Annotated in this window: 16 protein-coding genes; 9 read left to right on the top strand and 7 right to left on the bottom strand. The window is 64.6% G+C overall.

All coding sequences use genetic code 11. From position 1 onward, the window contains the following. Window positions 1-95 precede the first annotated feature (95 nt). The 4 genes from sigJ (at window position 96) to CH256_RS05275 (ending at window position 3,687) form a co-directional block, all read left to right on the top strand. Complete coding sequence (sigJ, locus tag CH256_RS05260) at window positions 96-956, top strand: RNA polymerase sigma factor SigJ (protein WP_094669054.1); 861 nt, start codon at window positions 96-98, stop codon at window positions 954-956. Between the two features lie 93 nt (window positions 957-1,049). Beyond that, on the top strand, window positions 1,050-1,796 hold the full coding sequence (locus CH256_RS05265) for an SDR family oxidoreductase (protein ID WP_094669055.1): 747 nt from the start codon (window positions 1,050-1,052) through the stop codon (window positions 1,794-1,796). A gap of 222 nt (window positions 1,797-2,018) precedes the next feature. Next, entirely contained in the window at window positions 2,019-3,416 is a 1,398-nt protein-coding gene (locus CH256_RS05270; RefSeq protein WP_094642001.1) for a sugar porter family MFS transporter, read from the top strand. Window position 3,417: 1 nt separating this feature from the next. After that, window positions 3,418-3,687, top strand: coding sequence for a YciI family protein (locus tag CH256_RS05275; RefSeq protein WP_094642003.1), 270 nt, complete (start codon window positions 3,418-3,420; stop codon window positions 3,685-3,687). Here the strand turns inward: CH256_RS05275 and CH256_RS05280 are convergent. Then, window positions 3,657-5,024, bottom strand: a complete 1,368-nt coding sequence (locus CH256_RS05280) for a glycosyltransferase 87 family protein (protein WP_094669056.1) — start codon at window positions 5,022-5,024, stop codon at window positions 3,657-3,659. The genes CH256_RS05275 and CH256_RS05280 overlap by 31 nt on opposite strands. Before the next feature lie 215 nt (window positions 5,025-5,239). Next, complete coding sequence (gene dxs / locus CH256_RS05285; protein ID WP_094669057.1) at window positions 5,240-7,120, bottom strand: 1-deoxy-D-xylulose-5-phosphate synthase; 1,881 nt, start codon at window positions 7,118-7,120, stop codon at window positions 5,240-5,242. A 179-nt stretch (window positions 7,121-7,299) separates the two neighbouring features. Here dxs and glsA point away from each other — a divergent pair, with 179 nt between their 5' ends. Then, window positions 7,300-9,126, top strand: a complete 1,827-nt coding sequence (gene glsA / locus CH256_RS05290) for a glutaminase A (protein WP_094669058.1) — start codon at window positions 7,300-7,302, stop codon at window positions 9,124-9,126. Between the two features lie 42 nt (window positions 9,127-9,168). On the opposite strand, the gene CH256_RS05295 is transcribed toward glsA, so the two are convergent. Both CH256_RS05295 and CH256_RS05300 read right to left on the bottom strand, forming a co-directional pair. Further along, on the bottom strand, window positions 9,169-9,927 hold the full coding sequence (locus CH256_RS05295) for an anti-sigma factor (RefSeq protein ID WP_094642011.1): 759 nt from the start codon (window positions 9,925-9,927) through the stop codon (window positions 9,169-9,171). Further along, complete coding sequence (locus CH256_RS05300) at window positions 9,924-10,679, bottom strand: sigma-70 family RNA polymerase sigma factor (RefSeq protein ID WP_094669059.1); 756 nt, start codon at window positions 10,677-10,679, stop codon at window positions 9,924-9,926. Before CH256_RS05300 ends, CH256_RS05295 begins: the two co-directional genes overlap by 4 nt. Window positions 10,680-10,860: 181 nt before the next feature. On the opposite strand from CH256_RS05300, the gene CH256_RS05305 reads away from it, so the two are divergent. Both CH256_RS05305 and CH256_RS05310 read left to right on the top strand, forming a co-directional pair. Then, window positions 10,861-11,928 (top strand): ATP-binding cassette domain-containing protein, encoded by a 1,068-nt coding sequence (locus tag CH256_RS05305; RefSeq protein ID WP_094669060.1) that lies wholly within the window; start codon window positions 10,861-10,863, stop codon window positions 11,926-11,928. Further along, entirely contained in the window at window positions 11,925-12,764 is an 840-nt protein-coding gene (locus CH256_RS05310; protein ID WP_068050632.1) for an ABC transporter permease, read from the top strand. The genes CH256_RS05305 and CH256_RS05310 overlap by 4 nt, the downstream gene beginning before the upstream one ends. Before the next feature lie 24 nt (window positions 12,765-12,788). On the opposite strand, the gene CH256_RS05315 is transcribed toward CH256_RS05310, so the two are convergent. Continuing rightward, window positions 12,789-13,310: a CGNR zinc finger domain-containing protein gene (locus CH256_RS05315; protein ID WP_179272007.1), complete on the bottom strand. Its 522-nt coding sequence runs from the start codon at window positions 13,308-13,310 to the stop codon at window positions 12,789-12,791. Between the two features lie 25 nt (window positions 13,311-13,335). On the opposite strand from CH256_RS05315, the gene CH256_RS27970 reads away from it, so the two are divergent. Further along, complete coding sequence (locus CH256_RS27970; RefSeq protein WP_179272008.1) at window positions 13,336-13,497, top strand: hypothetical protein; 162 nt, start codon at window positions 13,336-13,338, stop codon at window positions 13,495-13,497. Between the two features lie 13 nt (window positions 13,498-13,510). Here CH256_RS27970 and CH256_RS05320 read toward each other — a convergent pair whose 3' ends face one another. Both CH256_RS05320 and CH256_RS05325 read right to left on the bottom strand, forming a co-directional pair. Next, a complete protein-coding gene (locus CH256_RS05320; RefSeq protein ID WP_068050634.1) occupies window positions 13,511-14,782 on the bottom strand; it encodes a class I SAM-dependent RNA methyltransferase in 1,272 nt (423 codons plus the stop codon). Continuing rightward, window positions 14,779-16,776, bottom strand: coding sequence for an APC family permease (locus CH256_RS05325; RefSeq protein ID WP_068050635.1), 1,998 nt, complete (start codon window positions 16,774-16,776; stop codon window positions 14,779-14,781). The genes CH256_RS05320 and CH256_RS05325 overlap by 4 nt, the downstream gene beginning before the upstream one ends. Before the next feature lie 176 nt (window positions 16,777-16,952). On the opposite strand from CH256_RS05325, the gene CH256_RS05330 reads away from it, so the two are divergent. Then, the gene (locus tag CH256_RS05330; RefSeq protein ID WP_037190085.1) at window positions 16,953-17,618 is read left to right on the top strand and encodes a potassium channel family protein; all 666 of its coding nucleotides are present in this window, start codon (window positions 16,953-16,955) and stop codon (window positions 17,616-17,618) included. The last annotated feature ends 22 nt before the right edge of the window (window positions 17,619-17,640 follow it).

Below are 17,640 nucleotides of genomic sequence, written 5' to 3' on the forward strand. Positions count from 1 at the left end.
CTGCCCGCCGAGTTCGAGGTTATGGACGGATTTCTCCGCATTTTCGTCCACAACCTCGAACTCGGCTTTTTCGTGTCGAGATAAGGTCTGATCCGATGAACAGCGAACGCAGTCGGTTGATCGGAATCGGCTACCGCATGCTGGGTTCCTACAGCGACGCCGAAGACGCCGCCTCCGAGGCTCTCGTTCGCTGGTACCGACTCACCGACGCCGAACGCGACGCCATCGACGTCCCAGCGGCGTGGCTCACCCGAGTGGTAGGCCGCATCTGCCTCGACGTACTGAGTTCCGCTCGCGCTCGACGCGAGAACTACGTCGGTCAGTGGTTGCCGGAACCTGTCCCCGGCGTCGATTCCCGCAACGCGACCACGATGGACCCGGCCGACCGAGTAGTGCAACAGGATTCGGTGACCCTCGCGCTGCTCGTCGTGCTCGAGTCACTCGGTCCGGCGCAGCGAGTCGCCTTCGTACTGCACGACGCGTTCGCCGTTCCGTTCGACGAGATCGCCACCGTCCTGGATCGATCACCGGCCGCCTGCCGCCAACTCGCCTCTGCCGCACGAGCTCACGTGCATTCCCGTCACCGCTCCGTCGCCGACCCCATCGACCACGACCGCGTCGTGCGGGCTTTCGCGTCGGCCTCGGCAGGCGGAGATCTCGCATCCCTCGTCTCGGTGCTCGCGCCCGACGTCGCCCTCGTCAGTGACGGCGGCGGCCACGTCTCCGCGGCCCGCAACGCCGTCCTCGGATCCGATCGAGTCGCTCGGTTCGTTCGCGGCATCACCGCCAAATCGACCGACCTCGAGTGGTCCATCGAACCCGTCAACGGCCTGTCGGGCATCGTGATGCGGCGCGGCAGCGCGGTGTTCGGCGTCATCGGGTTCGACGTCGCCGACGGCGTGGTCTCGAGCGTCTGGATCGTGCTCAATCCGGACAAACTCCGGCGTTGGGTCTGATGCACGCCATACATTCGTCGCGGCTGTGTCGTCAGAGAGTAGAGGCCCGCCACACGCGGTCCGATCAACTCTCGAGAAACAGGTGGATACGCGATGAAGCTAGCCGTAGCCGGGGGAACCGGAACAGTCGGAGTGCACGTGGTCGAGGTTGCGCGTGAACGCGGCCACGACGTGGTCGTTCTGTCGCGATCTGCGGGTGTGGATCTCGTCACCGGGGCAGGACTGTCCGACGCCATGTCCGGAGTCGAGGCGGTCGTGGACGTCGCGTCGACGCGGACTGTCTCGGCGAAAGAGTCGACGGCGTTCTTCGCCGCCGTCACGCGAAACCTGCTCGAGGCGGAGAGCGCGGCCTGTGTCGGCCATCACCTGGCGCTGTCGATCGTCGGAATAGACGAGGCACCGCACGGATACTACGCCGGAAAGGTGGAGCAGGAGAGCCTCGTTCGTGCTGGAGCAGTGCCCTGGACAATTCTTCGAGCCACTCAGTTCCACGAGTTCGCCGGCCAGATCCGCGCGCAGGCGTCGTTCGGTCCGGTGAGCATCATCCCGAAGATGGTCTCGCAACCGATCGCGGCCCGCGAGGTCGCCGAACGACTGATCGACCTCGCGGAGCGGTCCCCGGCAGGTCGGGTCGCCGATCTCGGTGGACCACGTGAGGAACGCATGGCCGAGATGGTGAGGCGCTACGCACGGGCCATCGGTGCTCGCGGCCTGGTGCTCGAGGTCCCGATCCCCGGCGCGTACGGTCGCGCGATGCGAGACGGAACGCTGGTCACCACGACCGAGTCGGATCACGGTCTCCAGACCTTCGATCAATGGTCGGCCGCCCAGGCGCGCTAGCCACCTGCCGCCGAACTCGAAGCTGTGGACGACTTTCGGCAGTTTTCCGTCCACAACTTCGAGTTCGACAGACGGAATATCGGACAATTCACCTTTTTCGGTGAGCCGATTCCTGTACGCCACGAATATCGAGTCGATTTCGCTCCCATTCCGTCGGTGCGAGGACGATGATGGCGATCGACCACCAAGGATGCTGGTTCACCTCGAAAGCTGGGTCACGTGATGACGCAATCCACCGATCGGCACACTGCCAAAGTCATCGGAGTCACGATTGCCGCCGCTGTCGGCGGCTTCCTGTTCGGGTTCGATTCGTCCGTCGTCAACGGCGCGGTGGACTCCATCCAGGAGAACTTCGCACTGTCGTCGTTCGTCACCGGCTTCGCAGTGGCCATCGCACTTCTCGGTTGTGCGGTCGGTGCCTGGTTCGCCGGCCGGCTCGCCGACAGCTGGGGCCGAAAGAAGGTGATGCTGCTCGGTTCCGCACTGTTCACCATCTCGTCGGTGGGATCCGGGTTCGCGTTCAGCGTCCCGGATCTCATGCTCTGGCGTGTACTCGGCGGCCTGGGCATCGGCATCGCATCGGTGATCGCGCCCGCATACATCTCGGAGATAGCCCCGGCCCGCTATCGAGGTGGATTGGCCTCGCTGCAGCAGCTGGCCATCACCATCGGAATCTTCGCTGCTCTGCTGTCGGACGCGGTGCTGCAGAACGCGGCAGGTGGGCCGTCGAACGACCTGTGGTTCGGACTCGAGGCCTGGCGATGGATGTTCCTCGTCGGCGTCGCACCGGCACTCGTCTACGGCTTTCTCGCCACGCTGATTCCCGAGTCGCCCCGATACCTCGTCGGAAAACATCTCGACGAGGAAGCGGCCCGCATTCTGGGAGACATCACCGGGGAGGTGAACCCGAACGAGAGGGTGAAACAGATCCGACTGACCTTGCGCCGGGAATCGAAATCATCCTTCGCCGATATCCGTGGACCGAAGTTCGGGCTGCACCCGATCGTCTGGGTCGGTATCACCATGGCGATCCTGCAGCAGTTCGTCGGAATCAACGCGATCTTTTACTATTCGACGACTCTGTGGAAGTCCGTCGGCTTCAGCGAGAATCAATCGTTCGTCACCTCGGTCATCACTTCGGTCATCAATGTCACGATGACATTCGTCGCCATCTTGTTCGTCGACCGATTCGGCCGACGAAATCTGCTCATGATCGGCTCGATCGGAATGTTCGTCGGCCTCGTACTCGCGGCCGTCTCGTTCAGCCAGGCAGTGGGTAGCGGGGACCAACTCGAATTGCCGTCGCCCTGGGGCCCTGTGGCTCTCGTCGGTGCCAACCTTTTCGTCGTGTTCTTCGCCGCAACCTGGGGCCCGATCATGTGGGTGATGCTAGGAGAGATGTTCCCCAACCGAATGCGAGCAGTCGCACTCGGTATCAGTACTGCCGCGAACTGGATTGCCAACTTCGCCATCACACTCGCGTTTCCGCCGTTGTCCGACACCATCGGACTCGGATTCATCTATTCGTTCTTTGCGTTCTTCGCGATCGTGTCCTTCTTCTTCGTCAAGTACAAGATCAAGGAAACCAAAGGAATGGAGCTCGAGGACATGGAGATCTGACATGCCGATGTTCGTCGTCGAATACGCGTACACCCCCGAGACCTCCTCGGGCCGTGACGATCACCGCACCGATCACCGCGCCTGGTTGCGAGAACTCGAGCGCCGCAAGATCCTCCGATCGTCGAGCCCGCTCGCCGATCACAGTGGTGCCACGATGATCGTCGAAGGCACCGACAAAGCAAGTGTGGAGCGGATGTTCGCACACGACCCCTTCGCCCTGGCCCATCTGATAGATCGCGTTCAGATCGAAGAATTGGCCGCCGGGACGTAACGGATCGTCGAGTCCTTGCGCAATCCTGTCGCCGCTACCGCCAGAACGATCACGTAGACAACGCAATACGCGTTCCGCAGTCCTCCGTCGAGAATCGGCGATACGGACTGCATGAACGTGCCGATCACCACCACATCGGCCTGAGTGCGATACCAGGCCACGAAAGGCGCAGTCGCGGCGAGCACTCCGAGAACACGGAGGATGCGGTGTCGTGTGCTCGACCGCGAACACGCGTCGAGTCCGATCACCAGCAACGGAACGCACCACACCCAGTGATGGCCCCAGGAGAACGGCGAAACCATCGGGGCCGTGAGACCGCACAGCGTCATCGCCAGCAGTGTTCTACCCGCCCGGTGAGCTCGATACGAGACCCACATCCCCGCGGCAAGGACAACCACCGCCACCGGCAACCACACCAACACAGGCGGATGCTCGGTTCCCCACGCCCGCGCCACCATCCCCCGAACCGACTGATTCGCGGGAGACGTGGTCGACCCCACCCGGTCCGAAGCGAGGATCGCGGAGGTCCAATAGCGCCACGCGTCGGAAAACACGACCACGAACCCGATCAGCACCGTGACAAGACCGGTGACGGCCGCGGTCCATGCCGTTCGCCACTGCTTCTGCACGATCGACATGACGACGAACAGGCCCGGGGTCAGCTTCAGACCGGCCGCAATTCCGACACCGAACCCTCGGAACCTACTGCCCTCGGGCCGACCGAGATCCCACAGCACCAAGGCGAGCAACAGCAGATTGATCTGGCCCAACCACAACGACATGCGCACCGGCTCGAGCCACGAGCAGCCCACTGCAAGAGCCACACTCACCACCTTGGTCCGCGTGCTGTTCTCGTAACCGAGTCGACGCCAGCTGAGATAGACCACTCCGTAGAGCAACACGACGTTGGATATGTTCACCAGCAATCCGGTGGCGGTATCGGACAGCAAGCCCAGAGGCGCGAACAGCACCGCGGCGAACGGCGGATACGTGAACGGCAGCGTGCCGAACAACGAGAACGAGTACAGCCCTTCGCCACTGAGCACGGTTGCGCCGCCGTGCCGGTAGACGAGAGCGTCGACACCGTTGCCGAACAATCCGTACAACGAGTCGAACGACAGCAAACGATCGTGAGCAGCGAATGCCACCACACCGATCACTGCCGACATCGCCACGAACCACCGCGAATGCCGTCGCTCCACCCCGTCGTTCCGGGAATCCAGAGCAGGAGTGCAATCCACGGGTTCGACGGCAGCCCAGTCGGAGTCACCGTCGCCGAGAGCCGGATCGATTCGGCTGTCCGAGACGTCGGTTCTACCGTCGAAGACGAGGGTCATGGACAAAACATGCCAGTCGTCCCGGTTTGTCCAGCAACGACACACCAGTCACACAGGTCACATATTCGCAAAGAAAATTATCGTCACTCGGCAACGCAACGGTGGGAACCGTCGGTGCTCTTCTCACTCGTGATGACGAGTACCGATGGCAGTCGCGGGCGCGGTGACCGGACGCCGCGGGTTCTACGGCGTCGACGTCCGGCGAGAAGCCGGCGTCAGAGGCTCTTGACCCAGTGCGAAACCCGCTGTACGACGTCCTCGCAGGTGAGACCGAGTTCGTGGTGAAGCTGTTCGCGCGATGCATGGTCCAGGAATCGTTGTGGCACACCGAGATCGCGACACGGGGTGTCGACACCTGCCGCGCGAAGAGCCGCGGACAGAGTCGAACCGATACCACCGTGCAGGCCACTGTCTTCGAGGGTGACCACCATCCGGTAGTCCTCCGCCAATTTCAGCAGCGCCTGCGGGATGGGCAGCACCCATCTGGGGTCGACGACGGCCGCCGAGATGCCGTCCTGTCGGAGTTTCTCCGCGGCGTGCACGGCCAGCGGACCGAACACTCCGACGGCCACGATCAGCACATCGCCCGTGGCACCCGACGGCTCGCTCAGTACGTCGACGATTCCGTCCAGTCTGCGTACTGCCGGTACGGTCTCGGTCACTGCGCCCTTCGGAAAGCGCAGGGCAGTGGGTCCGTCGGACGTGGCGATCGCCTCGGCCAACTCTTCTCGCAGAGTCTCGGCATCGCGCGGTGCCGCCACCTTCATGCCGGGGACGATGCCGAGCAGAGACATGTCCCACATGCCGTTGTGGCTGGCACCGTCGGCCCCGGTGACACCGGCGCGGTCCAGCACCACGGTGACCGGCAGTCCGAGCAGCGCCACGTCCATCAGCAGCTGGTCGAACGCTCGATTGAGGAAGGTGGAGTAGATCGCGACCACCGGATGCATGCCGCCCAGCGCCAGCCCGGCAGCCGACGTCATCGCGTGCTGCTCGGCGATTCCGACGTCGAACAATCGGTCGGGGAACCGCATTCCGAACGCGGCGAGACCGGTGGGCGCGGCCATCGCTGCGGTGATCGCCACGACGTCCTCGTTCTGCTCACCCTGCTCGATCAATGCCGCCGAGAACACCGAGGTCCAGTCCGGTGCCGACTTGGATCGCGCCAGTCCGGTCAACGGATCGATGATCCCGGTGGCGTGCATCTGGTCTGCGACGTCGTTTTCGGCGTGAACGTAGCCCATGCCTTTGCGCGTCACCGCGTGGACGATGACCGGACCGCCGTATGCCTTGGCTCGGCGCAATGCCGATTCCATCGCGTGCTGGTCGTGGCCGTCGACAGGCCCCAGGTATTTGATACCGAGATCGGTGAACATCACCTGCGGGCTGATGGCGTCCTTCACCCCGGCCTTCATGCCGTGCAACATCGCGTAGGCCGTGGGCCCGACGATCGGAATGCGACGAACGATACGACGACCGTTGTCCAGCACCTTCTCGTACCCGGGCTGGAGCCGCAGGGCCGCCAGATGATCGGCCAGGCCCCCGATGGTCGGGGCATAGGAGCGACCGTTGTCGTTGACGACGATCACCAGGGATCGGTCGCGGCCTGCGGCGATGTTGTTGAGGGCCTCCCAACACATTCCGCCGGTCAGGGCACCGTCGCCGACCACGGCGACGACGTGGCGGTCGGTCTCGCCCTTCAGGGCAAACGCTTTGGCCAGGCCGTCGGCGTAGGAGAGAGAGGCCGACGCGTGCGAGGACTCGACCCAGTCGTGTTCGCTCTCGACCCGTGACGGGTAGCCCGACAGGCCGCCCTGCTTACGGAGCGTGTCGAACAGACCGGTGCGCCCGGTCAGCATCTTGTGCACGTATGCCTGATGACCGGTGTCGAAGATGACGGGATCGCGCGGGGAGTCGAAGATGCGATGAATCGCCAGTGTCAGTTCCACCACGCCGAGATTGGGACCGAGGTGGCCGCCGGTAGCGGACACCTTCTCGACGAGGAACGCACGGATCTCGCGGGCCAGTTCGGCCAGCTCCGCACTGCCGAGGTCGCGCAAGTCCTCGGGCGTCTGAATTCGAGCTAGGACACCCAACGAGATCGCTCCCTCCGGCCGGAAAACACAATGGAAATTTCAGTCTACGGAGTTATCGAGCACTGCTGCTCCGCCCAGCATCGTGACGCCGACAGTACCGTCGAACGTGGAGAGGCCCTGGGTCAGCCGCCCCTAACCTGGGCAGTGACGAAACGGACATCACACATACAGTGTGGCCTATGAGCAACGTGGTCGATGCCATCCTGCGCCGAGTTCACGAACTGTGCCGCGACGATACGTCCGGGCAGGTGGCGGACTACATTCCCGAGCTCGCTGCCGTCGCGCCGGACGGGTTCGGTATCGCGCTGACGACCACGGACGGTTACGTCTACGAGGTCGGCGACACTCGACTCCCCTTCACGATCCAATCGATCTCCAAGCCGTTCACCTACGCGTTGGCGTTGGCCGACCGGGGCCTGGACGCCGTGGCGCGCAAGATCGACGTCGAGCCGTCCGGTGAACCGTTCAACGAGATCAGTCTCGACCCCGTCACCGAGCGACCACGCAACCCGATGATCAACGCAGGTGCCATCACGTCGGCGTCGCTGATCGTCGGGCGAAGTGCCGAGGATCGATTCGAGCGCATTCGAGCCTCGTACTCGCGGTATGCGGGACGGTCTCTGACGTTCAACGACGCCGTCTACCGGTCGGAGGCCCGCACCGGCAATCGCAACCGCGCAATCGGGTACATGCTCCGTTCGTTCGACATCATCGACCACGATCCCGACGCCGCTGTCGATTTGTACTTCCGCCAGTGCTCGATCGACGTCACCGCCGCGGACCTCGCCATGATGGCGGCAACGATGGCCAACAACGGCGTCAATCCACGCACGCGTGAACGCGCATTGGCACCTGCACTGGTCGAACGAGTGCTGTCGGTCATGACCACGTGTGGGATGTACGACGGCGCAGGCGACTGGGTCGCGAGGGTCGGCCTGCCGGCCAAGAGTGGGGTGGGAGGCGGGATCCTGGCGGTACTTCCGGGGCAGATGGGCATCGCCGTCTACTCCCCGCGGCTCGACTCGCACGGGAACAGCGTGCGTGGAGTCGCCGCCTGCCGAGAACTCTCGACACGACTCGAACTGCACTTCCTGCACGTCACCCGAGCGGCGAAATCCTCGATCCGGCGCCGATACGTGGTCACCGAGGCACCCTCACGCAAACGGCGATCGGACGTGGAACAGGCCACCTTGGCTGCCGTGGGCGATCGCGCCCGCGTGTACGAACTGCACGGGGATCTACTGTTCTCCGGTGCCGAGACTGCCGTCCGTGAGATCGGCGACCTCGATCGGGAACTCGATGCCCTCGTCATCGATGTGCGCGGCGTCGACGAGGTCAGTGACATCGCCCGGACGATGTTCGAGGATCTACGTCAGGATCTCGCGGAGCACGGCTGTGTGGTGGGTCTGGTGGATCCCAGGGCGATCATGGGTCACACGACGTCGAGTCTCGACCCGGCGGACCCCGCGGGCCGAACCTACTCGAGCCTGGGTGCGGCCATCCAGTGGGCCGAGAATCTATTGCTCGATCGTCATTGCGCGGGTGTGCGACAACCGACCGTGGTCACCACGGCCGAGCATCCGTTGCTGGCCGGGCTGTCCGCCGCGCAGTTCGACGCGGTGACTCCGTATCTGGAGAAGCGGCACTACGCGCGCGGAGATGTGATCGTTCGCCAGGGAGATGCGGCTGCGGGCCTGTTCCTGATGCTGCGTGGTGAGGTGACGTCCACGGCCGTCGCCGCCGACGGTGGCAAGCACCGCATCACCACACTCTCCCCCGGGATGAGCTTCGGTGAGATGCCTCTGCTGATGTCGGTACCGTTCCTGCTCGACATGGTCGCCGACACACCGGTCGATCTCGTGGTGGTGTCGGCGGCGCACTTCCGGGCTCTCACACGCGACGCACCGGAGGTCAAGTTGGCGCTGCTGGAAAATCTCGCCACCGGAGCCTACGGCCAGATGGCAGCGGTGATCAGAACGCTCGGGCGGTTCGACATCGGCCTCTGACCGAACGTCGAACCGCCCGAGGCGACTGTGCGTGTGCTGTTCTCAGGCACCCAGCGTCAGCATCGTGAGCACCTCGGTGGGCTGCGCAGACCCGCCCGCGGGTTCGAGCGAGAACGCGAAGTTCGTCGACGACCCGAGACCGTCGACCACCGTGCCGTCCTCGGAGGTGAGCTGATCCTCGGTCACCACGCCGGCAGAGCGAGGTGAACCGTCCACGAACCACATTTGGTAGACGCGGCCGGGTGGTGGCTGCGGGACTCCGTCGAGATCGACGACTACCGCGTTCTGGGACAGCGAGTACGCCACGGTCGCCGAGCCGCCACCGGGGAACTCCGCCGTCACCTGTCGTGAATCGGGCGCGGCCACGATCTGATCCGCCTGAGTCGGCTGCGCATCGTTGCCCATGGTCTGGCTGACCACCACTACGCCGCCGACGGCGACGACCACCGCGGCCGCAGCCGAGACCATCGAGTACCGCCAGGCCTTCGAGCGTTCCCGCCGATGCCGGTGCAGTGGCGTGACGTTCGGTGGCAGCTTGTGGACCGTGGGCTCCTGATCGCTGACGGCGACCTGATCGAGCACCCGTTGCCGGAGGCGCTCGGGTGCAGGAGCGGCGTCGGCCGCCGCTGCCAAGGCCAGCGTCTCGTGGATCTCGCCCACGAGGACGTCGAACTGGGCGCGTGCGGTCTCGTCGACGCGCAGCCGTTCGGTCTCGATGTCGCGTCGTTCGGCTTCGGTGGTCGCGTGCAGGGCATAGACCACCGCGTCGTCGAGCAGTCGTTGTCGTGACGATTCGTTCATTGCGGGATCACCCCCAGGCATGTCTTCAATTTGATCAATCCGTCTCGTATGCGCGACTTGATGGTAGGAACCGCGACCCCGAGCCGCTCCGCAACTTCGCGATAGGTGTAACCGCTGTAATAAGCCATTCGGACCGACTCGCTCTGCGTATCGGTCAAAGTATCGAGACAGGCAACCACGGCCTCGGATTCGAGCCGCTGCGTCACCGTCTCGAGTACCTCGTCGTGCTCCGGTGTGTGACTGACTGCGCCGTACGCGGCCTCACGGTCGGTACCCGACTGCTCGCTCCGAACGCGATCGACGGCGCGACGGTGCGCCAGCGTCATGATCCAGGCCAGTGGACTGCCCTGGTTCGGGTCGTAGTTCGGTGCCGCACGCCAGATCTGAAGGAAGACCTCCTGTGCGGTCTCCTCGCTGTACCCCGGGTCGCGAAGCACCCGCAGCACCATGCCGTACACCCGCGACGACGTCGCGTCGTACAACTCGGCGAACGCCGCCCGATCGCCCTGTGCGACCGACGCCATCAACCGGCGGAGACGATCCGTTTCGTCGGCACGCAGGTTCTTGAGCTGTGGACTGGGAACAGCGCACACCGCATCCTCTGCCGCGTAGTTCTCCGAGGCATCGGACGTCGGCCGGTCACGGCCGGCATCCGACGATCCGGACGCATCCGACAACGGCGCGCTCATCGGAAGGTCGTCCCAACAGACGGGTTCATGATCGAGTTCATCGATCATGACACTAGTGGTCATATCGCTCTCATATCGAAACCTCCGCGTTTTCCCGCCGCAGTACATATTCGGAACAAACCGACCGGAGGATGGTTCGGAACCGAAATTCGTTTGCGGAGTTGTGGACCGCGTTTCATCCTTGGTGGAGAATCGGACAATCGCGGGGAATCGGGCGACCGGCCCACCGGAGGGAACGAGAGACATGGCGGCGATCGAGACACACGGTCTGGTCAAACGTTTCGGCACGAACATCGCTGTCGACGGAGTCGACCTGTCCATCCCGTCCGGTGGTGTCTACGGCGTGCTCGGGCCCAACGGCGCAGGCAAGACGACGACCATCCGGATGCTGGCCACCCTGCTTCCGATCGACGGAGGCAACGCCCGGGTCCTGGGCCACGACGTCGCGAACGAACCGGAGGCCGTACGGCAGAAGGTAGCTCTGACAGGACAATTCGCTTCCCTGGACGAGGATCTCACCGGTACGGAGAATCTGGTGCTGCTCGCTCGACTGCTCGGCTACTCACGGCCTGCCGCCCGATCACGAGCCGAGCAGTTGCTGACGGCGTTCGACATCGCCGATGCCGGACCGCGGCAGGTCAAGACCTACTCCGGCGGCATGCGCCGTCGCATCGACATCGCCGCCAGCATCATCGTCACTCCCGAACTGATATTCCTCGACGAGCCCACCACGGGACTCGACCCTCGCAGCCGAAACCACGTGTGGGAGATCGTCCGTGCGTTGGTCGCAGGCGGAACGACGGTGTTACTGACGACACAGTATCTGGACGAGGCCGATCAACTGGCCGGGCGTGTCGCAGTCATCGATCGAGGCAAGGTCATCGCCGAAGGGACGACGGGCGAGCTGAAGGCATCGGTGGGATCGAATTCACTGCACCTGCGAGTTCTCGAAACGTCCCAGCGAACGGCCGCTGCACGGATCCTGCGAGATCTGCTCGGCGACAACGTCACCGAGGACCCGGATCCGTTCACCGTGACCGCACGGTTGGACAATCCGGCACAGGCCGCGCCCGTGCTGCCTGCACTCGACACTGCAGGCATTCCCATCGCGTCGTTCACGCTGGGGCAACCGAGCTTGGACGAGGTGTTTCTCGCCCTCACCGGGCATGGGGCGGGAGTGGAGCCTGCAGGAACGACCCGAGGGGCGGGAGTGGAGCCTGCAGGAACGACCCGAGGGGCGGGAGTGGAGCCTGCAGGAACGACCTATCAGGCCGGCACCACAGTCGAATCCGACCGGGAGGTTGCGTCATGACGACCGAAGCCCAGCAGTCGACGCCACAGGCGTCGACCATCATCGACGTGCTCGGTGCCGCCGGGCCTCGTCCGCCGCGTCCGTCGTCGTTGTCGACGTCGTTGAGCTTCGGGTGGCGTGCGCTGCTCAAGATCAAGCACGTACCCGAGCAATTGTTCGACGTGACGGCCTTTCCCATCATGTTCACGTTGCTCTTCACCTACCTGTTCGGTGGCGCGCTGGCCGGGTCGACCGAGGCGTACATCCAGTTCCTGCTCCCCGGCATCCTCGTGCAGACCGTGGTGATGATCACGATGTACACCGGCGTGACCATGAACAAGGACATCGAGAAGGGCGTGTTCGATCGATTCCGTTCGCTGCCCATCTGGCGTCCGTCGCCCCTGGTCGGTGCGCTTCTCGGTGACGTCGTTCGCTACACGCTGGCGTCGGTGATCGTGCTGATCCTCGGGTTGGTCCTCGGCTTCAGGCCGCAAGGTGGTGTCCTCGGCGTCGTGGCGTCCATCGCCCTGCTGCTGGTGTTCTCGTTCTGCCTGTCCTGGATCTGGACCATGATCGCGATGATCGTGCGCACCGAGGCCGCGGTCATGGGCGTGTCGATGTTCATCCTGTTTCCGCTCACCTTCGCGAGCAACATCTTCGTCGACCCCAGCACGATGCCCGGTTGGCTGCGCGCATTCGTCGACGTCAACCCGGTCAGCTTCCTCGTCACGTCACTGCGCGGACTGATGCAGGGCGATGTGGACACCGGTCGGCTGGGAGTGACGCTGATGCTGTGCGCGGTGTTGCTGGCGGTGTTCGGGCCCATCACGATGCGCTTGTACAACCGAAAGTCCTAGCGAACACGGTGCGCATCGCCTCGATCACGAGGCCGCGCGTGCTCGATGCCTGCGGACCGCGTCGCGATTGGAGCACGCAGTTCCGCAGTAGCGTTGCCTGCCTGTCCTCGAGGTGTCGGCGAACGCAAGCGTGCAGTCGGCGGCGGCGCAGCGATCGAGGCGAGACATTCCGCGTCCGGTCAGATGCAACGCTGTGCCGACGCTCACCAAGGCCCTGATGACGCCGCCGAGTTCGATGTTGGGATCGCGATAGTGCATGTGCCAGCCGTCGTCGGCATGGTTGGTCAGCCGCGGGTACGCCGACGCCTGTGCCAACAGCGCATTGAGCTCGTCGGCCCGATCGTTCTCGGTGGTTGCGTCCACCACACGGGCCCAGTCACGCAGGAACTCGAGGGTGTCGAGAAGATCGGCGTCGGTTGCTGTCCAGTCCGGTACGAGGCCGGCGTCGACGCAGCGGTTGCCCAGTTCGGTTGCCGACGTGGGCGGTGAATTGAGCAGGTCGATACCGAGTTTCACCGCATATTCGCCGTAAGGGTTGATGTGCACAAGACCATTACATCACGATGGACGCATGCACACCGAACACACCACACACACCTGGACCACCCACTCCACCCACGACACGAGCGAGGGACTCGTCGGATATCAGGGGTGCACCTGCGGCGCCCAGCGCATCGTGACCGTTCCCACGCACACCTTCGCCCCGGTCGCCGAAGTTGCGTACCGGGCCTGATCGGTCGCCGCCCTCACCGACGAACGAAACGGCCGATGCATTCGACGTGGCTGGTCGAAGGAAAGGCGTCGAACGCGCGCATGTCGACCAGTTCGTATCCCGCAGCTCGATACAAGCTCACATCCCGTGCGAACGAGGCCGGATCACATCCGATGTGCACCACCGAACGCGGAGACCTGACGGCGAGGGCGTCGATCACGTCCCGTCCGGCACCCGCCCGAGGTGGATCGAGCACCGCAACCGCTACCGGCTCGGTCAACGTCTCGAACGACCGCTCGACCCGACCCGGCACGAACGAGACCTGCGGTAGATCCTGCAGCGCCGAACGGCCGTCCTCGGCGGCGCGACGGGAGAATTCGACGCTGGTGACTCGGCCGCTCGGACCCACCCGATCGGCCAGCGCGGCGGCGAACACACCGACACCGCCGTACAGATCCCACGCACCGTCACCGGCTGTGGCGTCCGCCCAGTCGCCCACCACATCGGTGTACACCTGCGGCGCGCCGCGGTGGGCCTGCCAGAATCCGGTGGCGTCGAGGGTCCACGCCCTGTTCGAGACTTGTTCGGTGACCCGACCCGATCCGATCACGGCCTTCTCCGGCCGGGACCGCGACGACGCAGCCCGACGCGCGGCCGCGCCACGACGCCCCGGCGATCGGCGTCCGGTGGGCGAGAGCTGCGCGGGCGCGATCTCCACCACGTGCCGCTCACCTTCCCCGTCGAGCACCACCTGCAGCTCGGCACCCGGCCGCCATTGCTGATCCGCCAGACCCTCGAAGGCCGCGGAATCCATTTGCGGACACGTCAGTTCGGTGACGATCGAGCTACTGCGATAGCGGTGATAGCCGGGCCGTCCGCCGGAATCGACGGCGAGTCGCACACGGGTTCGCCACCCGGTGCCGTCGCCGGACCCCGGTAGTTCCTCGACGTGCACCTCACGCTCGATTCCGGCGACGCGGCGAAGTTGTTCGGCGACGACGAAGGACTTCAGTCGCCGTCCGGCATCGGCACTCGCGTGGGAGTAATCGCAACAGCCCGAGCCGCCGGGTCCGGAGATGGGACAGCGCGCGTCCACCCGGTCCGGAGAGGCAGACAGAATCTCCACGGCATCGGCGCGACAGAACGATCCGCCCCGGTCCTCGGTCACCTTGGCCAGGACCCGTTCACCGGGCAATCCGTGACGCACGAACATCACCCGGCCGTCGTGGCGGGCCACACAGAACCCGCCGTGCCCTGGCGCGCCCAATTCGACCTCGAGCAGGAGCCCGAACCAACTCTCGCTCACTTGCCGGCCGGAGGCTCGTAGCCGCGACGCGACGCACCGGGCGCATTGCCGAGCACCTCACGCTTGGCCTTCTCGGACGACCGAAGCTGCCACGGCACGCTGGTGACCATCACGCCAGGCTGGAACAGCAGTCGGGATTTCAGTCGCAGCGCGCTCTGATTGTGCAGAACCTGCTCCCACCAGTGACCGACCACGTACTCGGGAATGAAGACCGTGACAACGTCCCGAGGCGAATCGCGGCGAACTCGCTTGACGTAATCGAGAACCGGTTTGGTGACCTCTCGGTACGGCGACTCGACGACCTTGAGCGGCACCGTGACGTCACTCGCCTCCCACTCCCTGACCAGCGCGCGCGTGTCGGCTTCGTCGACGTTGACGGTCACCGCCTCGAGTGTGTCGGGCCTGGTCGCCCTGGCGTACGCCAACGCGCGCAGGGTCGGCATGTGCAGCTTCGAGACCAACACGATCGAGTGCGTCCGGCTGGGCAGCACTCCGTCCCATTCCTCGTTCTCGAGTTCACGGGCCACGGTGTCGTAGTGCTTTCTGATCATGCGCATCAGGACGAAGATCGCCACCATCGCCACGATCGCGATCCACGCACCGGCGGCGAACTTGGTGATCAACACGATGACCAGCACCGTTCCGGTCATGCCGAGACCGACCCCGTTGACCACCCGCGAGCGCTGCATGCGCCGGCGTTGCTCGGGATCGGTCTCGGTGGCCAACAGCCGCGTCCAGTGCCGAACCATGCCGGTCTGACTGAGGGTGAACGAGACGAACACACCGACGATGTAGAGCTGAATGAGTTTGGTGACCTCGGCGCCGAACACGACGACGAAGGCGATCGCGGCACCGGACAGGAAGAGGATGCCGTTGCTGAAGGCCAAGCGGTCACCGCGAGTGTGCAGCTGGCGCGGCAGATACCGATCCTGTGCCAGCACCGAACCGAGCACCGGGAATCCGTTGAACGCAGTGTTGGCCGCAAGAACGAGGATGAGGGCCGTGACGGTGGTGATGAAGAAGAACCCGATGGGGAATCCGCTGAAGACCGCCTCCGCCAACTGAGCGATGAGCGTCTTCTGTTGGTAGCCCTCCGGCGCTCCGACGAGTTGGTATTCGGGATCCATCGCGTATTTGATGCCGATCTTCTGCGCGAGCAGGATGATGCCCATCAGCAGTGTGATCCCGATGACTCCGAGCAGCAGCAGCGTCGTCGCGGCATTGCGCGACTTCGGCTTCTCGAATGCCGGTACCCCGTTGCTGATCGCCTCCACCCCGGTCAGTGCCGCACAACCGGACGAGAACGCTCGCGCGATGAGGAATGCGAACGCGATGCCGTACAGGTGCGAATCCTCGGCCCGCAGATCGAAGGCTGCCGATTCGGCATGGATGTCGTCGCCGAGAACGTAGACACGGAACAGGCCCCACCCCAGCATCAGGACCATGCCACCCATGAAGGCGTACGTCGGGATGGCGAACGCAGTTCCGGACTCCCGGATGCCACGAAGATTGACGGAGGTGACCAGGACGATGGCCACGACAGCGAACAGCACCTTGTGCTGGGCCACGAACGGCACCGCAGACCCGATGTTCGACGCGGCCGCCGAGATGGACACGGCCACGGTCAACACGTAGTCGACCAGCAGTGCGCTGCCGACCGTCAATCCGGCTGCGGGGCCAAGGTTGGTGGTCGCGACCTCGTAGTCGCCACCACCGGAGGGATAGGCATGCACGTTCTGTCGGTAGCTGGCCACGACGACGGCCATCACCACGCAGACGGCGAGACCGATCCACGGGGTGAACGCGACTGCCGAGATGCCCGCGACAGACAGCACCAGAAAGATCTCCTCGGGTGCATACGCAACCGACGACATGGCGTCCGAGGCGAACACCGGCAACGCGATCCGCTTGGGAAGCAACGTATGACCGAGCTTGTCGCTGCGGAACGGCTTACCGAGCACTAGCCGCTTGGCGGCAGTCGAGACCTTGGACACGCACAGAAGCGTAGGCCGTCCTCCTACGGTCGTCTCAACCACGCGCCCGAAACTGCGTCGGAGCGCACCCTCGATCCGTACGGTGGCCGATCCCCCGATACGTTGGTGCACGCCTGCCGGTCATGGCAGTGTCGGTCGGCAGTGGTCGACCATCGAGATCGGGACGGAGCTGGGCGTTGTACGTAGTTGTGATGGGATGTGGCCGCGTCGGCGCATCGCTGGCCGGGGCGCTCGAACGCATCGGACACGAGGTAGCGATCATCGACCGCGACGAAACAGCCTTTCTGCGTCTGGACCCCGACTTCGCCGGCCATCGCGTCGTCGGCATGGGGTTCGACCGAGATGTGTTGGTGAGCGCGGGAATCGAGAAGGCCGAGGCCTTCGCGGCCGTGTCGTCCGGCGACAACTCCAACATCATCTCCGCCCGCGTCGCACGAGAGACGTTCGGCGTCGACAAAGTGGTCGCGAGGATCTACGACGCCAAGCGCGCCGCCGTCTACGAACGCCTCGGCATCCCGACCGTCGCCACCGTCCCCTGGGCCACCGATCGTTTTCTGCACAACCTGCTGCGCGACGACCCCACCACCAAGTGGCGCGATCCGTCGGGCAGCGTCGCCGTCGTCCTGCTCGACTTCCACGACGCCTGGATCGGCAAGAAGCTCTCGGTACTCGAGGAAGCCACCAACTCGCGGGCCGCGTTCGTCATCCGTTTCGGCAGCGGACTGCTACCGGACAAACGAACCGTGATCCAAGCCGGTGACGAGGTGTACGTCGCCGCTGTCTCGGGAACCGTCGCCGAAGCCATTGCACTGGCGGGCAATCCGCCGCCCTCGGACGACTGATGCACGCGCGCACATTCCCCAC

Source organism: Rhodococcus sp. 05-2254-6 (assembly GCF_002258565.1).
Classification (GTDB): Bacteria; Actinomycetota; Actinomycetes; order Mycobacteriales; family Mycobacteriaceae; genus Rhodococcoides.